The sequence below is a fragment of the Acinetobacter sp. 1000160 genome (assembly GCF_000588715.1).
Taxonomy (GTDB): Bacteria; Pseudomonadota; Gammaproteobacteria; order Pseudomonadales; family Moraxellaceae; genus Acinetobacter; species Acinetobacter courvalinii.
In genome coordinates this window covers 189,481-207,526 of record NZ_JFWP02000003.1, presented here as the reverse complement: position 1 = coordinate 207,526, position 18,046 = coordinate 189,481, and the positions used below count along the sequence as shown (strand labels likewise).

Annotated in this window: 14 protein-coding genes; 1 reads left to right on the top strand and 13 read right to left on the bottom strand. The window is 44.4% G+C overall.

All coding sequences use genetic code 11. From position 1 onward, the window contains the following. Nucleotide 1 precedes the first annotated feature (1 nt). The 8 genes from J699_RS11365 to J699_RS11400 form a co-directional block, all read right to left on the bottom strand. A complete protein-coding gene (locus tag J699_RS11365) occupies nt 2–652 on the bottom strand; it encodes a paraquat-inducible protein A (RefSeq protein ID WP_032867631.1) in 651 nt (216 codons plus the stop codon). Nucleotides 653–913: 261 nt separating this feature from the next. Continuing rightward, nucleotides 914–2,404: an amino acid permease gene (locus J699_RS11370; protein WP_009514674.1), complete on the bottom strand. Its 1,491-nt coding sequence runs from the start codon at nt 2,402–2,404 to the stop codon at nt 914–916. A 169-nt stretch (nt 2,405–2,573) separates the two neighbouring features. Beyond that, a complete protein-coding gene (gene astE, locus J699_RS11375; RefSeq protein WP_032867633.1) occupies nt 2,574–3,548 on the bottom strand; it encodes a succinylglutamate desuccinylase in 975 nt (324 codons plus the stop codon). A gap of 33 nt (nt 3,549–3,581) precedes the next feature. Continuing rightward, nucleotides 3,582–4,922 carry an N-succinylarginine dihydrolase gene (gene astB / locus J699_RS11380; protein WP_032867635.1) on the bottom strand — a complete coding sequence of 447 codons (1,341 nt, stop codon included), beginning with the start codon at nt 4,920–4,922 and terminating at the stop codon, nt 3,582–3,584. Between the two features lie 32 nt (nt 4,923–4,954). Further along, nucleotides 4,955–6,424, bottom strand: coding sequence for a succinylglutamate-semialdehyde dehydrogenase (astD, locus tag J699_RS11385; protein WP_032882794.1), 1,470 nt, complete (start codon nt 6,422–6,424; stop codon nt 4,955–4,957). Continuing rightward, nucleotides 6,424–7,467 carry an arginine N-succinyltransferase gene (gene astA / locus J699_RS11390; RefSeq protein ID WP_005229222.1) on the bottom strand — a complete coding sequence of 348 codons (1,044 nt, stop codon included), beginning with the start codon at nt 7,465–7,467 and terminating at the stop codon, nt 6,424–6,426. Before astA ends, astD begins: the two co-directional genes overlap by 1 nt. A 21-nt stretch (nt 7,468–7,488) precedes the next feature. Next, nucleotides 7,489–8,694 (bottom strand): aspartate aminotransferase family protein, encoded by a 1,206-nt coding sequence (locus J699_RS11395; RefSeq protein WP_032882793.1) that lies wholly within the window; start codon nt 8,692–8,694, stop codon nt 7,489–7,491. Nucleotides 8,695–8,777: 83 nt separating this feature from the next. After that, complete coding sequence (locus tag J699_RS11400; RefSeq protein WP_104021888.1) at nt 8,778–10,052, bottom strand: Glu/Leu/Phe/Val family dehydrogenase; 1,275 nt, start codon at nt 10,050–10,052, stop codon at nt 8,778–8,780. Between the two features lie 222 nt (nt 10,053–10,274). On the opposite strand from J699_RS11400, the gene J699_RS11405 reads away from it, so the two are divergent. Continuing rightward, entirely contained in the window at nt 10,275–10,697 is a 423-nt protein-coding gene (locus tag J699_RS11405) for an Lrp/AsnC family transcriptional regulator (RefSeq protein WP_004771166.1), read from the top strand. Nucleotides 10,698–10,774: 77 nt separating this feature from the next. On the opposite strand, the gene J699_RS11410 is transcribed toward J699_RS11405, so the two are convergent. The 5 genes from J699_RS11410 to J699_RS11430 form a co-directional block, all read right to left on the bottom strand. Beyond that, on the bottom strand, nt 10,775–12,475 hold the full coding sequence (locus J699_RS11410) for an NAD-dependent malic enzyme (RefSeq protein WP_032867640.1): 1,701 nt from the start codon (nt 12,473–12,475) through the stop codon (nt 10,775–10,777). Between the two features lie 725 nt (nt 12,476–13,200). Then, entirely contained in the window at nt 13,201–13,596 is a 396-nt protein-coding gene (locus tag J699_RS11415) for a carboxymuconolactone decarboxylase family protein (protein ID WP_032867643.1), read from the bottom strand. After that, on the bottom strand, nt 13,593–15,050 hold the full coding sequence (locus J699_RS11420) for an NAD-dependent succinate-semialdehyde dehydrogenase (protein WP_032867644.1): 1,458 nt from the start codon (nt 15,048–15,050) through the stop codon (nt 13,593–13,595). The genes J699_RS11415 and J699_RS11420 overlap by 4 nt, the downstream gene beginning before the upstream one ends. 133 nt (nt 15,051–15,183) lie before the next feature. Beyond that, nucleotides 15,184–16,353, bottom strand: a complete 1,170-nt coding sequence (locus J699_RS11425) for a hypothetical protein (protein ID WP_032867645.1) — start codon at nt 16,351–16,353, stop codon at nt 15,184–15,186. A gap of 30 nt (nt 16,354–16,383) precedes the next feature. Further along, nucleotides 16,384–17,778 (bottom strand): purine-cytosine permease family protein, encoded by a 1,395-nt coding sequence (locus tag J699_RS11430; RefSeq protein WP_032867646.1) that lies wholly within the window; start codon nt 17,776–17,778, stop codon nt 16,384–16,386. Nucleotides 17,779–18,046: the final 268 nt, after the last annotated feature.

Below are 18,046 nucleotides of genomic sequence, written 5' to 3'. Positions count from 1 at the left end.
TTCATCCAAGACTCCGATCCACTTCGTCCCAGAGATCCTTGATCTTAACCGAAGCAATATAGACCAACAGTACACTTAATAAGGTAAATGCCCACAGCGCTACCCCCGGAATCACGGTCACCATCCCCACCAGTTTGACCAAAGTGACCAGCACCCCAATGAGAAACACCTCAACCATGCCCCAAGTCCGGAATAAAAACAGCATTCGGAGTGCTGGGGTTAAATATTTTGGTCGACGCTGAAAGAGACTAATGCAAGACAGCACATAACTCAGCAATAATAGCTCGACCAAAGGCACAATAAAGGTGGTGATCAGGATCAATATCCCGACCAGTGCCCGATCGATATGGAACATGGTCCATGCCGCACCGATCAAGGTCGTTTGTGAGATATTGCCTTGCAACTCCACAATCACGATGGGAAAACTATTGGCAATCACAAACACGATTAATGCCGTAATCACTAAAGCCAGCAGCGCGGAAAAGGACTGACCTCTACGATACAATTCTGCACCGCAACAGGTACAGTAAGCCCGTTCGCCAGATGAAAGCTCAACCCTGCGGTAAATCGCATCACATTCTTCACAACCTGCCAGTTCAGACAGTCTGACCTGCTGACCGATTGCTAAGGGCTGATTATTTTTATTCGCCATAATGCCCTGCCCATTGTAAAAATTCTTTCGTGTTTAAACGTATACCAGTTATACCTTTTCTTTTAACAATCACAACCACAGGCGATCATTGTTACACAATATATAAACATATCAGCAATTAAATTGTTTATTAAATCCAATCAGCAGATCGAAGCGTGACTGACTGCATTTTAAAACGTTGATCCATAAAAAACGGAGAGGCACTAGAAAATATCTAGCAGCTCTCCGTCGATAATATAATTTTTAGATGAAACTTATAACTTAATTGATTTTGTTTTTATAAAAAATATTGTAGCTGGCATAACAGGCAATAATGAACAGGATACAGCAGACAAAACCGACCTGCATCGAAGGATCCGTCACCATGCTGATACAGGTGATCACACAGAATAAACCGCCTAAAATTGGAGTTAACGGAAACAAAGGTGCAGCAAACTTCAGGTCTTTAACGGTTTTACCTGATTTGATCCATTGTCTGCGGAAGTTAAATTGACACACACAAATCGAAATCCACACCACCACCATGGTAAAAGCAGCAACACCGAGTAAGTTCTTGAAAATCGTTTCAGGGGCAAAGTGTTCTGACAATAAACCCGGAATTGCGCCAAACATGGTGACAATAATCGCAATAATCGGTGTGCCTGAACGGGTCAGTTTTGAAAATACTTTTGGCAACTGATTCTTGGCAGACAATGACCACATCATGCGTGAAGCTGCAAATAACCCCGAGTTTGCAGCCGATAAAAGTGCAGTAATGATCACAAAGCGGATAATGTCTTCTGCATATGGAATGCCGATGTAGTTAAAGACCGTAACAAATGGGCTATTGCTGACGCTGTTGGCATTTAAACCTGCCATTTCATAAGGCAATAATGCACAGATCACCACAATGGTCCCGACAAAGAAAATCAATAAACGCCAGATGGCCGCATTGATGGCTTTTGGTACGGTTTTGGCTGGCTCTTCTGCCTCCCCTGCCGCAACGCCGATCAGTTCCGTGCCTGAGAAGGCAAAATTTACAATCAGCATAGTCGCAAAAATTGGGAAAATACCATTCGGGAACCAGCCATGTTCAGTCAATTTACTAAATAAAGGTGCTGACTCATGCCCATGATAGGAAATCAGGCCAAAAATTGCTGCCAAGCCCAAGCCAATAAAACAGATAATGGTCAAGACCTTGACCAAAGATAACCAGAATTCGGATTCCGCAAATAGCCGCGTAGAGCTGACATTCAGGGTAAATACCAGCCCTGCAAATAATAAGGTCCACGTCCACATGGAAATAGAAGGAAACCACTCCTGCATCAGTAAGGCCGCAGCGGTAAATTCGGTGCCTAGCGTTGCTGTCCAGGTCAGCCAGTACAACCAGGTAATCATATAGCCCGTTCCTGGGCCAATATAGGTTCTGGCATACTCACCAAACGAACCTGAAACCGGCATCTGTACTGCCAACTCGCCCAAACACAGCATCACCATGTAAGCAATCACGCCCCCCAGCAGATAAGAAAAAATCGCGCCCACGGGACCCGCCTGAGAAATCACATCGCCCGAGCCTAAAAATAATCCGGTTCCGATTGCACCACCCAATGAAATCATCACCAGATGACGCTTGGTCATGGCACGTTTCAATGGTTTGCCGACTTCAATCTCTGCGCTAGAAGACCCCGCTAAACTGGCGACATCCTGCTGTGGTACATATTGTCCACTCAGGGCCTGGCCTGATGGAAATGTCTTTTCGTTATTGTTACTCATACACGGTCACTCCAACTGTATTCTTATGACAACCTGTCCTTGCTTTTGATTCATAAAAACGAATATCTAGATGATATTGCTTGAGGCGTTTTGTTCTACTGAACATCCATATTCAAACTCCATGTATTACTATTCCATAACGGCATCTAGCCACTGCACTAGCGAGGGCTTATTTGATTTCTTTTAATATCAACCCAGCCCGAAGCCCTGTTTTCACATTCGGGTTCGGGAATAAAATCCAGACTTGCTGATCATGCGCAATATAGGCCCCGGCTTGTTGTGTTGCAATCTCTTCACCTTGCTGGAAGGTAGAAAAATTCGGTGCATCCGCGCTCAGATTCAGCTGAAAATCGTCACTTTGCTTTAAAATGGAATCCACCACCTTAAACTGGCGAATGGCAGATTTTTGTCTGATCGGTAAAGGCTGCTCTGCAAGTACAGCACGCAGCATCAGGTCAGTGCTGGCAAATTCAGCCAAATCATTTTCACCAAACGGCTTGGCCTTGCCTAATTCCAAAGTACTGCTGGCGGCCTGAAAACGTTCAGTGCTGAAATGGGTGAAGGTTTTTCCAGCCGCATTGTGATAGACCAACGCATCCAGATTGGCAGCATTTAAGCTTTGAATCAGGAAGTCATCATAAGGCCGTGTCTGATACGGAAATAAGGCGAATACGGGCAATAACGAAGCGCGAATAGCGGTATGCAAATCATAGTGATAACGTTGCGTCGCAAGCTGATCCTGTTCAAAGAACGCTGCTACCGCCTGCTCCAATTGTGCAGCCCGAGCAGTTTCCTGATCCTGAATTAAATTCTGATATCCACCGCAGAACATGCGATTCATATCATTTTCAAGATAACGAACCCCTTGTCGGATTGCAGCGGGATTGCCCAATACGAAAAGCACACGAACCGCCAAAGCCAGCTGACCGGCAAACACATCCTGAATGATCTGTGCCAGCAGTTCGATCGGTGCCGTTTCATTGCCATGAATACCGGCAGAAAGTACGATGGTTTTTCGATAAGCCGTTTTTGGCGTACATTGCAATAGCCCTTCACCAAGCCATTGCCATGTAAATCCAGCTGTTTCACCTTGCGTTTGCTCAGGTGGCTGTTGCGCCAAAGTCAATGCGAGTAGATCAACCATGTACTTTCATCCTTAAAAGCCGTTATTAAATGTTTATCTCTGGAAGTGATAAACCGAACCTAAACCCAGAATCTTGGTGAGTTCATCCAGTGCAGTACGACTCTCGATCAATAAATTTGGATCGGCCAGATCGTCCTGGGTTAACTCGTCACGATAATGCTGATCGACCCACTGATTTAGGGTTTTGAACAATGCATCATTCATAAACAGGTTTGGATTCACCGCAGCAAGTTCCGCGTCATTCACCGCCACACGCAAGCGTAAACATGCAGGACCACCGCCATTACGCATACTTTCACGCAAATCAAATACCTTGATGTCATCAATAGGCGTACCCATTTGAATCATGTCACTCAAATAGTCCCACACGGCTTTGTTCTGGCGTGATTCTTCGGGTACCACAATGCTCATGCCACCATCTACACGGGTCAGAATCTGGCTATTGAACAAGTAAGTCGAAACTGCATCATCGACACTCACCCGATTTTCCGGCACTTCAATCGAGATAAAGTCTTGCCCGATCCCCGCCATTTTTTCACGGATTTCATGCAAGGCATCGGCCTGATTTAAAAAAGCCTGCTGATGATGGAACAACACCTGTTGATTACTCACCGCAATCACATCGTTATGAAATACACCTTGATCAATCACATCTGGATTCTGCTGAATGAACACCGTGCGTTTGGCATCTAGACGATGTAAACGCGCAATCGCTTCACTTGCCTCACGGGTTTGACGGGCAGGGAATTTCTGCGGTGCCACAGTTCCACCGAGCTGTTGCTGACCATAAACAAAGACCTGTACACCAGCCTGATCATAAGCACCACCGAGGCGGTTATGATTGGCTGCACCTTCATCACCGAACAGTGCTGCTTCAGGCAATGCTTCATGGTGCGCGAAATATACATCATTGTTGAACATTGCTTGCAGGATACGTGTGGTCGTATGATGCTCAATTGATCGATGGAACTTATTATTCAGGTTTGCCGCAGTAAAATGCATGCGACCATCCGCGCTATCCGCTGAAGGCGACACCGTACAGGAGTTCGCCGTCCACATCGATGATGCTGAACTGAGCGATGATAACAATGCTGGTGCAGTGCGCATGGCTTGGGTAATCACGTCAATATCACTGCCGGTAAAACCCAAACGGCGCAGCGTTGGCACATGCGGACGCTCTTGTGGGGCAAACACGCCTTGCTTGAGTCCCAAATCCGCAAGCGCTTTCATTTTCTTCAAGCCCTGCTTTGCGGCCAATTTCGGATTGGATGCGTTATTCCGGTTTTTAGTCGATGCGACATTACCATACGATAAACCCGCATAATGATGGGTCGGTCCCACTAAACCATCAAAATTAATTTCATAACCTGACATTTTTTTCTCCCTGTGTCCCGATACAAGCCGACTTACAGCACAATGCCCGGTGATAATTTTGAAGGTAAAGTAACGCTGTCACTTTCCAGTGATGCCATTGGCCATGCACTATAGTCTGCTGCATAGAAAGCACTGGCACGGTGATTACCTGATGCACCCACTCCACCAAATGGTGCCGCACTTGATGCACCTGTTAATGGCTTGTTCCAGTTCACAATCCCTGCCCGCGCTTCAATCAATACACGATCAAATAAATCACGGTCAGGTGACACCAGACCCACGGCCAAACCAAAGCGGGTGTTATTGGCAAGGTTCAAGGCTTCATCGAAGCTGTGATAACGATAAATCGTGGTCAATGGACCAAAGTATTCATCATCAGGGATATCGGTCACTTGGGTAAGGTCAAAAATCCCCGCCGTAAGCAATGAACTGTCTGCTTGTGGACGCGTCATTTGCAGCAATGGTTTTGCACCCAAAGCAATCAGTTTGCTTTGTGCTGCCAACATCTGTTCTGCGGCATGTGCAGAAATCACCCCGCCCATAAACGGTTGTGGTTCTGCATTCCATTCCCCAACCACCAGGTTTTTAGCGACTTCAACAAAACGTTGTATGAAGGCATCCCCATTGGCACCGTGTTTAACGATAATACGGCGTGCACAGGTACAACGTTGTCCCGCAGAAACGAAAGCAGACTGGATAGCTAAATTCACCACCGCATCAATATCGGTTGCTTCATCAATGATCAGGGCATTATTGCCGCCCATTTCCAAGGCGAGAATTTTTTCAGGAGCACCTGCCATTTGTTTATGCAAGTGATAACCCGTATTGGCACTGCCCGTGAACAGCAAACCGTCAATCTGTTCAGCCGCAGCAAGTGCTTCACCGGTGCTGCGTCCACCTTGTACGATATTCAGCACACCTTTTGGCAGACCTGCTTGCTGCCATAATTTTGCAGTTTCTTCCGCTGTCCAAGGGGTGAGTTCACTTGGCTTAAACACCACGGTATTGCCGGCAATCAGCGCAGGAACAATATGGCCATTCGGTAAGTGACCCGGGAAGTTATAGGGACCAAATACAGCCAGAACACCATGAGGACGATGACGTAATGACGCCACGCCATCTGGCATTTCAGTTTCGCTGAATCCTGTACGTTGATGATAAGCGCGGATTGAGATCGCCACTTTACCAATCATCGACTGTACTTCAGTCAAGGTTTCCCAAAGCGGTTTGCTGGTTTCCTGACTAATCACTTCAGCCAACTGGGTTTTATTTTGTTCCAATAAGCCCGCAAAGCGCTCAATAATTGCAATACGTTCTTCTAGTGCTAAGCGTGCCCAAGCTGGAAATGCCTGACGTGCGGCATGGCATGCCTGTTCGACATTGGCCTGACTGGCTTCATGTCCCGCCCAAATTTGCTGATTGCTGACCGGATTGGTTTTTTGAAATGCGGTTCCTTGTCCTTGTACCCAAGCACCATCAATTAATAATGCACCTTGTGACATTAGTTGTTCTCCATTTTTTCTAATGCTAAAACCCGTACTTCATCGTGTTCAGCAATATTCAGTGCCTGTGCTTGTGCTGCGGTTAAATGCAAAGTCTCGCTATCATCGACTTTGTTATTGATCAGCAGCACGGCGTAATCTTTATATTGGTCATTGGCAACCAGAAAATGCGTCTCGGTACTTTCGACCTGCTCAGTGAGTCTGACTTTAAGCAACCGACTTTCTTTCACCGCCCGTAACTCGGCCGTATTAGCTTCCAGTGTTGGTCCCGCATCAAAAATATCGACATGACCCTGATATTTAAGACCTTCAGACATCAACACTTTGGCTGCTGGCAGTGTATGGGGATGCACTTCTGCAATCACCTCACGTGCCTCTGAAGACAGCAAGTCCACATAGACTGGAAATCTCGGCATTAACTCCGCGATAAAGGCTTTTTGCCCGACACCGCTGAGATAATCCGCTGCGGCAAAATCCATATTGAAAAACAGATAACCGAGTGAATCCCAAAAGGGTGACCGCCCATTCTGGTCTGAAAACCCCCGCATTTCTGCAATCAGTCGCTCTTCAAAAAAAGAACGGAAGGCTGCAATAAACAGAAAACGGACCTTGGATAAAAATTTACCGTTCTGGTTTTTACGATATTCAGGATCAAGGAATAAGGTGCAGAGCTCACTGCAACCGGTGTGGTCATTGCTTAAAAACAAGGTATCCAGAGTCTTATACACATTTAAGGCTTTAGACGCATGCACCTGTTTTGCCACACGAAAGTTGTAAAAGGGTTCATTGAGCCCGACTGCAACTTCAATTGCACTCACACCCACAATTTTGCGAATGCTGGTGTCTTCCAGTACAAACAGATAACTTGCCTCACACTTTTCGGTCAGTCCCGCTAAAGTACGCGTGGTGCGTGTAATACGTTCAGCCAGAATGTCTCTATTTTGTGGTAAGGAGGTCAGGCCAATGCCTGACTCCCCCGCTCGTTGCGCTAAACGATAAATATCATCTAAGTCCCGATGCGCTGCATGTCTAACAATCATCATGGTTAGATGCTCACAGCAGACTTAGAGGCGTGCTAATGCACGAACAAAACGGTTTAGACCTTCATCAATATCCTGTTGAGGAATGATCAATGATGGTGTGAAACGAACCACATCAGCCCCTGCAACCAAAGCCAATAAACCTTCTTCACCCGCTAAGGTCACAATATTTTTGGCTTTACCAGCATGTTCATCTTTCAGCACACAGCCAATTAATAAACCTTGACCGCGAATCTCTTTGAACAGGCCATATTGCGCATTGATTTTATTTAAGGCTTCAATGAAATATTGATGACGCTGTTTTACGCCGTCTAACACTTCTGGTGTATTGATAAATTCAAATACCGCACCTGCCACGGCACAGGCCAATGGGTTGCCGCCATAGGTGGTACCGTGATCACCCACGGCATACATGTTGGCATAATGATCTGTGGTGATCATGGCACCAATCGGGAAACCACCGCCCAATGCTTTTGCTGTGGTCAAAATGTCAGGCGTTATACCCGTATTCATATAAGCATAAAGCGAACCGGTACGGCCAACCCCTGTTTGGACTTCATCAAAAATCAGTACCGCACCTTTTTCATCACACAGCGCGCGTAAGCCTTTCAGGAATTCGATATCTGCTGGCAGCACACCACCTTCACCCTGGATCGGTTCAACAATCACGGCACAGGTATTTTCAGTGATCGCGGCTTTGGCTGCTTCAAGGTCATTAAATGCCGTATGTTCAATGCCACCTGGTAATGGTGAAAAGTCTTGAAAATATTTTGGCTGCCCCCCCGCCGTTACGGTAAATAAAGTACGACCGTGGAAGGCATTTTTAAACGCAACAATCTGGTTCTTGTTAGCATTGCCGCTGAGCAAACCAACTTTACGTGCCAGTTTCAACGCCGCTTCATTGGCTTCTGCACCGGAGTTACAGAAAAAGACTTTGTCGGCAAAGGTACTGTCAACCAGTTGCTTTGCAAGGCGTAACACTGGCTCGTTGGTATAACCATTACCAATATGCCATAACTTTTGCGCTTGTTCGGTTAAGGCATTGACTGCCACAGGATGTGCATGACCCAAAGCGTTTACCGCGATCCCGCCTGCGAAATCAATATATTCTTTATCGTTTTGATCCCAAAGACGAGAACCTTCACCACGTACTAAAATGAAATTTGCCGGGGCAAAAACTGGCACCATCCAATCATTAAAATTGCTACGTGTAATTGCGACTTCGCTCATTTTATTTACTCACTTCCTGTTTTTAATCTTCAGGCCTGTTGAATACTCAACAAGCCCTTTACGCTTATTGTTTGAGGGACTGATTAGCCCGGGAAAATCCCGCGTTCTTTACGTGCTTTCAGAATACGTTCACACGCCAGAATATAAGCTGCGGTACGCAAGCTGCATTCTTTCTGTGCGGCGGTATTCCAGACATCCGCAATCGCCTGAATCATCAATTTGTCCAGACGTTCATTGATCTCGTCTTCGCTCCAGAAGTAGCTCGCCATATCCTGAACCCATTCAAAATAACTGACGGTTACACCACCGGCGTTGCAGATTACATCTGGAACAACGGTAATATTACGGCTCACGAAAACATCATCAGCTTCTGGGTAAGTTGGACCATTGGCACCTTCAAGCACGATTTTGGCTTTGAGTTTTTGTGCACGTTCAACCGTGATTTGGCCTTCCAGTGCTGCTGGAATCAGAATATCCATATCAACTGTCCAGAATTCTTCATCCGAAATCACAGTTGAATCGGCAAAGCCCTTTACGCCACCCGTTTCCACCACATGTTTTTGCAGGGCTTTCACATCCAAGCCTTCTGCATTGAAGATGGTGCCGGTATGGTCTTGTACGGTCACAATTTTTGCGCCTGCATGGCTGAACAGATAGGCTGCTTCATTGCCTACGTTACCAAAGCCCTGTACAGCCACTTTACTGCCTTCGACTGGTAATTTGATGCGTTCTGCAACCTGCATACCGGTTACGAATACACCGCGACCTGTGGCACGAACACGGCCCAGCGAACCGCCTAAATGAACGGGCTTTCCTGTGACCACACCTGTAACCGTATGGCCTTTGATACTTGAATAAGTGTCCATCATCCAGCCCATAATGTTGGCATTGGTACCGACATCTGGCGCAGGAATATCAATTTGTGGACCGATAATTGGGCTGATTTCACTGGTAAAACGGCGCGTTAAACGCTCGAGTTCACGTGTCGACAATTCTTTTGGATTCACACGAATACCGCCTTTCGCGCCACCGAATGGCAGATTCAATACAGCCGTTTTAATGGTCATCCATGCAGACAATGCCATGACTTCATTTAATTCAACATCTTGGTGATAACGAATACCGCCTTTACCCGGCCCACGTGACAAATTGTGCTGGACACGATAGCCTTCAAAATGACGGATTGAACCATCGTCCATCACGATTGGAACATCAACAATCAAGGTACGTTTTGGGGTTTTCAGTGTGTTGATAAAGTTGCTGAGGTCGGCATCCAGATAAGGGGCTACCCGATCAACTTGAGTGAGAAAGGTTTGCCAAGCACTACCGTTTTGAGCCGCATATGATAAAGACATCATCTATTCCTTAATTAATCAATTGTCCCTGTTATTCACAGATTCCCTTTTTTTCAGGGCGTCCTACCCCATCCTCCCTAATCGGCATTGTGCTTCTTTTCACTGAATCAAAAATGCTTGGGGTTTTGTATAAGATTATTATTAAGAATCAAATTGATTCACAAAATTCGTTATAATGATTAAAATGAATTATTTTTTATCAATTTGCTAATAGTAAATATCAAAATGAACAATATCGATCATATTATATTAGGATTACTCAAAGACAATGCACGGATGTCCATTACCGATCTGGCGGCCAAAACACGGGTGTCACGCGCAACCGTACAGAAACGAATTGAATATATGGAATCGACTGGCGTTATTACCGGTTACACGGTGCGCTTCCGCCCCAGTGCAGAGAAGAATATCATTCGGGCATGGATGAATATTATGGTGGAAGGGACCAAAGCCCAAGCCGTGATCCGCGAATTGCGACTCGAATCTGCGGTAGAGCGTCTGCATACCACCAATGGAAAATGGGATATTCTTGTCGAGTTACAATCCGACAGTCTGGAAAATTTTGATAAGGCTTTGGAGCGAATCCGAAATATTTCAGGTATTTACAATAGCGAAACCAGTATTTTACTGTCGACCTATAAAACCTGATCAAGTCAAAGATTGCCGACATCAATAAGGGCGCACAATCGAAATGATCATGCGCCCTTTAAAAAATCACTTATCGCTTAAGCAGTGACACGACGGTAACTGCGATATTCTGGTGTCCAGAAATTATCATCAATCACTGTTTTCAACACATCATTACTCATCGGAACGGCCAAGCCATCGGCCATTGCCGCTTTTGCCACTTTAAAGGCAATAAACTTGGACACTTGCTGAATATCATTAATATTCGGCAATAAATCCGCTACCGGGTTCTTCAGGCGCGGCGAACAATCTGCCAAAGCCGTGCTAGCAGCCATCAGCATAGAGTCACTGATATGCGTTGCGCCACATGCAATGACACCCAGACCAATCCCCGGGAAGATATAGGAGTTATTACATTGTGCAATGCTATAGGCCTTGCCCTGATAATAAACAGGCGCAAATGGACTACCTGTAGCAACAATCGCCGCGCCATCTGTCCATTCGATAATATCTTTAGGTTGTGCTTCCACTTGTGAGGTCGGGTTCGATAGTGGCAGAACGATCGGATGTTTATAGTATTTCGCTAAGGTTTTAATCACTTCTTCACTGAACAAGCCCGCCTGACCAGAAACACCAATCAGGATACTCGGTTTGGCATTTTTCACTACATCCAGTAAACCAACATATTCACCCGTATATTCCCAGTCACTGATGGCACTGGTTGGTGTCGCCAGCTTTTGCTGGAAATCGAGTAAATTTGGCTGTTGGTCGGTCATCAGACCAAAACGATCCACCATAAAGATACGTGAACGTGCTTCATGATCACTTAGCCCTTCATCCATCATTTGACGAACGATCTGCTCTGCGATACCGCAACCTGCCGAACCCGCACCAACAAAAGTAATGGTTTGGTCTTTAAGCTGCTTGCCTTGTGAACGAGAAGCCGCAATCAGGGTTGCTGCTGTTACAGCAGCCGTGCCTTGAATATCGTCATTAAAACAGCATATCTTGTCTCGATACTGGGTTAATAACGGCATCGCATTCATTTGCGCAAAGTCTTCAAACTGGATCAGTACATCTGGCCAGCGCTGACGCACTGCAGTAATAATTTGCTCAACGAATTCATAGTATTGCTCACCACGAATACGCGGTTGTTTCCAGCCCATATAGATTGGATCATTCAGCAATTCTTCGTTGTTAGTTCCGACATCAATAGTAATCGGCAAGGTATAGGCAGGACTGATACCACCACAGGCAGTATACAGAGATAATTTGCCGATCGGGATACCCATACCGCCAATGCCCTGATCACCTAGACCTAAGATACGTTCGCCATCTGTAATCACGATGACTTTGACATTTTTCTTATTCACATTGTGAATAATTTGATCAATGTATTTTCGTTCTGGATAAGAAATAAAGATACCACGGTGACGACGATAAATATCAGAGAAACGCTGGCAAGCTTCGCCCACCGTTGGGGTATAGATAATCGGTAGCATTTCATCCAAATGCTGACTCAATAGGCTATAGAACAGGGTTTCATTGGTGTCTTGGATATTTCGTAAATAAATATGCTTATTTAGGTCACTGTCAAATGAAAGGTACTGTTGATAAGAGCGTTGAGTTTGCTCTTCAATGTTTTCAATATTGTATGGAACCAGACCATGTAAATTAAAATTTTCTCTTTCTTCTTCAGAGAAAGCAGAGCCTTTATTTAACAGCGGAAGTTCTAAAAGAGCATTCCCCGCATAGGGAATATATAAAGGTTTTTTGATTTTACTCGGGTTCGCAGGCATACCTTACTCTTGAGATTATCCGTCAAATATATAAAATTTCGTTGCTTAAATTCTTATAAAAAAAGAATTTTGGCGAAGTGAATAATTTACACCAATCAGCGCTTAAAACCGAATAATCTGACCGTATGTAAAGTGGCTAAACATTTATTAAATAAATAGTAGTACCTATTTTGGATCGTTTTCTGAACAACCACGTAACATTTTGAATTATTTTTCTTCTAAGTCGACCATAGAATTGTTGTGAAATCGTTTTAACTATGATGATGTGCAACTTTCTTCTGACTTAAATCACTGAAAGCACAGCTCATCTGTAAATCTGTTGTTTTAATTATTGAGTCTTAGTTACTGCAAGCTATGTACTGTTATGCAAATAGCATGAGCATCCTTCATAACCCACAAAGTATTTAAAAGCATACTATATGGGACAATATTTCCCTATCTCTTGCAAATAAAGTTCAGTTTTATATGATCTTAAGCGAAAGCATTGCTCACTATATATCCTCCTTGTTTACAATGGGCAATGCCTTCATCCATAAAATTAGACATATTAAAGTTGAGTTAGCCTGTACTGGTTTTAGCGAAGAAGATTATTCATATATAAACACCGATTAGGGCGTTGTTGGTCAGAATAAACTCAGCTTCCGATTAACTCCATACCTATAGAAATTCGCAATAATTTAATCTGCACTTCATCATTATTTGGATTTGAAGTGCAGACAAAATCCCTATAACCCCGAGTTATTTTCTTGTTCAAATTCCTGAATTGCTTCTTTGGCAATCCGGAAACTGTCTACTGCAGCAGGCACGCCACAATAGATTGCAACCTGTAGTAGTACTTCACGGATCTTTTCTTTCGGCACCCCATTACGTAATGCGCCTTTGACATGAAGTTTAAGTTCATGCGGACGGTTGAGCGCAGAGATCATAGCCAGATTGATCATGCTACGTTCTGGCTTACTTAGCTCCTCACGCCCCCAAACGGCACCCCAACAATACTCGGTTACCAATTCCTGCAAAGGTAGATTAAAGTCATCTGCATTGTTGATTGAATTATTGACATAACTTTCTCCAAGCACCTGTTTACGGATTGCTAAACCTTTTTCAAATTTTTCATTGCTCATGGATTCAATCCTCCAAATAAGGTGTATTTGATTTCAAGATAATCTTCGATGCCGTATTTTGAGCCTTCTCGGCCTAAACCTGAATGTTTAATCCCGCCAAAAGGAGCAACTTCATTGGAAATCAGGCCTTTATTAATTCCCACCATACCATATTCAAGTTGCTCACTCATGCGCCATGCTCGTCCTAAATCCTTGGTATAACAATAAGCAGCTAGACCAAACTCAGTCGCATTCGCCATGTCTATCGCCTGCTGTTCCGTTTTAAATTTAAAAACTGCGGCTAAAGGCCCAAAGGTTTCCTGAGTTGCAACATCCATTTCCGTTGTCGCGTCGGCAATAATGGTCGGTTCATAAAACAGCTCGCCCGCCTGATGACGCTTGCCTCCTGTAATTAAACGTCCGGCTTTGGCTAAAGCATCTGCAACATGTGCTTCCACTTTTTTCACGGCATTGCTATTAATTAAAGGGCCAATTTCATTTCCAGCTTCGAGTCCATTACCAATGGCGAAAGCATTCACTTTGGCAGTTAATGCGGTAATGAAGCGTTCATAAATACCGTCCTGAACCAGAAAACGATTTACACAAACACAGGTTTGCCCAGCATTGCGATATTTAGCAATCAATGCCCCTTCAATCGCGGCATCCAGATCTGCATCATCAAACACAATAAACGGCGCATTGCCACCCAACTCGAGAGAGACTTTCTTCAGGGTCTGAGCTGAACGCTGGTAAAGTAATTTCCCCACAGGCGTGGAGCCAGTGAAGGTGAACTTGCGTACATCATCACTTTCAAAAATCGCATCAGCAATGGTTACGGCATCCCCCGTAATGACACTAAAAATTTCTGCGGGGATACCGGCCTGAATAGCAAGATCAACCAAAGCTAACGCCGTAAAAGGTGTTTCTGGTGCAGGTTTTACAATACAAGGACATCCTGCTGCCAAAGCGGGTGCAACTTTACGGGTAATCATGGCTGCCGGAAAATTCCACGGCGTAATTGCGGCAATGACACCTATCGGCTGCTTGCTCACAATAATACGCGCATCAGGATATGGGCTTGGAATGGTATCCCCATAGACCCGTTTGGCTTCTTCTGCAAACCATTCTACAAAGCTGGCGGCGTAGAGGATTTCTCCTCTGGCCTCTGCTAAAGGTTTGCCCTGTTCACTGGTTAAAATAAATGCCAGCTCATCGGCATGTGCGACCATGAGATCAAACCATTTCTTTAAAATAATGGAACGATCTTTGGCGGTCTTATTTTTCCATGTTGCCCAATGCTCCACAGCTGCCTGAATGGCACGGTCCGCTTCAGCTTTCCCCATATTCGGCACAGTACCAATCATTTCTTGTGTCGCAGGATTATAAATCTCTGAAGTTTGCTGGTTGTCAGCATCACACCACTGTCCAGCAATAAGCGCTTGTTGGTGGAATAATTGCATTTGTTGAAGTTGCATACACGTTATCCTGTATCGGCGTTGGAATAGTTCAACAGATGATGAAAAATCTGGAAACCATTCCATCTTGTATTATGGCATACCAAATAAATCTTGAAAAAAATTTTCGGTCGTCCGAATTTGATGACTCATCCTAAAAAGAATAGAACAATGTCAGGTTTAATAATTTGTTCCATTTCCCATCATCGCCCAGCGCCAGCGAGTCTTGAGTTCCTCCAATAAAGGGATCATTTTTACTCATGATATATTCAGCAACCAAAGAAAGCTGTTTATGGTCGATTGCCACACCCAGAATATTACGGGTCGAATCTTGTGCGCCAGCCTGATCTTTGTTGTAACGGCTATGCATGAAATAAGGCGTAATATTGCCAATCTGTTTGACATTTTTAAAGGCATAGCCAATATCAGCGGTATAGTACGTTGCTTTGTTGGCAACATAATATTCGCTGTCGTATGAACCCATGAGTGAAGCTACAGAGTCAAATGAGTCTTTATTCGTGACATCATTTTTCCCGCCCGTTAATGTGAGTCCCAGATTGCCATAATTAAATGTGCTAAATAATGCCCAGGCGTTACGTCTTCCTGTTTTGGACATGGTTTTATTTTCAATTTCCGAAGTCCAGTAAGAGCCGCCAACTTGGGTGCTTAAGCCAGTTAGCCCTAAAGAGATATCTTGCGTTATACGCCCCACCCACATATTTTTTTCCTGTAGATCGCTTTTACTACTGTCATTTGAGCTCACATAATTGGCCGTATAGCGTCCAGAGTCTCGCGTACTTCCTTCGTAATGACCTGCATCTGTAGCAAAATAACCGACATCAAATTGAGTCGCGCTCGGTAATTCAAAGTGGTAATTTAAACCCAGATTATGCACATCTTCTAAACCTGCTGTGGTATTGATACTGCCATATAAACTATTGCCCCAGAACCGTGCAGGCCCAAAAGCAATCGGTTGCATACCCACCACCACTTGATCAGTCTGATTCAGATGATAGCCAACATAAGCATCAATCAAACTCGAAAAATCACATAAGGTATCGTACTGATAGCAACGATATTCAGCATGTCCAAATAACTGCCCACGTTCATAGTCCAGTTTGAGCTGTGCTGCATCAAAACGTATTTTATGTTCAGATGCTGCTTCACCAAAATCCTTGTCTTGATAATTGGCACGGACATAACCCGATATCGTCAACTTGCCCGCATCGGCTGTCGCATCTCCAAAACTGATCCCCGCATAACTTGACGAGATCATGCCCAGCAAAACCGTGGTTAGGGCGAACTGCAAATCAATTTTTTTCATATTCCAGATTCCTTTCTCATCCAGTTGCGCTTATGCATTTGCATTAAATGCAGGACGATTACACTTAATCTTTCCGAGATTAAAGGCGTAATACACCACGAAGCTCACCACCAAACCAATCACCCATGAAATATCGACATCAGGAACAATATTGGCAAATGGCCCGGTAAAGAAAGCATTGGTGAGGAAAGGAATCTGAATCACGATACCTAAGAAATAGGCGATTAAGGCTTTGACATTGAATTTACCGTAGATGCCACCGTCCTGAGCGAAAATAGAGGCAATATCATAAGATTTCTTGTTGATGACATAGAAATCCAGCAAGTTAATCGATACCCAAGGCACCAGAATAAATAACAAGGCAAAAATGACATTAAGGAAGAAGCTAATAAAGTTGCTCGAAGCCCAAAGTGCGGTAAAGGTCGCCAGAATTAAAACAAGAATGGACAAACTGATACGCACATTTTTACTTGGCATCCACTGCCCCGCAAAAGTTTGAATCGAGGTGATACAAGACAGCACTGCACCATATAAGTTCATGGCATTGTGTCCGATAATATTGCATAGGAATAAAATCATCAGCACATAGCCAAATAGCCCTGTTCCAGATTTAACGGCTTCCATGGCATCGGTGCTTGAGCCAATACTGACTGCAACCGTTCCAAAGCTCATCGCAAAGATGGTGCCAAGCGCCGCGCCTAAATAGGTATAGATAAAGGGTTTATAAATCCCGATACTTTTAGGCAAATATCTCGAATAATCTGAGGTATAAGGTGAGAAACTGATTTGCCAGACCGCACATAAGCCAAACATGGCAAACCAGCCTTTCAGGTTAAACGATCCTTTGGCCAAGACCTCTGCATTAATATGCGGAATCATGATCATCAGACCGATTAACAATGAACCGCCCATAAACCAGGTACCAATCTTGTTGAACTTATGAATCAGGTGATAGCCAACAATACCGATCGTGGTTGCAGCAATCGCACCCATCACCGTCGCAGTTGCCACAGGGATCGCTGGCACAACGGTATGCAGTGTCTTGCCGGAAAGAATAATATTAGAAATAAAAAAACCGAGATAAATTAACGTGGTAAATAATACAACCAGTAACGCACCATAACGTCCAAACTGTGCACGGCTCTGGATCATTTGTGGAATACCCACCTGTGGTCCCTGCGCTGAAGTCAGTGCCAGAATAGCTGCACCAAAAAAATGACCACAACAAATCGCGGCCAATGCACTAACTAGGCTTAAGTTAAAGGTTAACATGGACATTGCACCAGTAATCACAGCCAAAGGTGCAATATTGGTACAAAACCACAAAGTGAATAGATCCCGAACTTTTCCGTGACGTTCCGAAGGACCCACATAATCAATTGAATGACTTTCTATCGCGAAAGCATTTTTCTCATTTTGGCTCATATCCTTAATCTCTCTTTGAGGAACTCATTTCCTCAATAGCAATTCGTGAGAGTAAACGTAGGTTTCACAACCTGCCTTGCCAGTGCCATATCCGGATGACCTGACATTTATTTCTATTGTTTTCAGCTCATTGTTGAGCGATAGGTATGGAAGCACGGGAAAAAAGATAAAAGAGGTCTAGTCGAGACATGAAACATGCTCAACAAAATCTAGTTTTTCTCACCCGGCATGAGATTATGGAATTTCAGCGTTCTGTATTTTCATATTT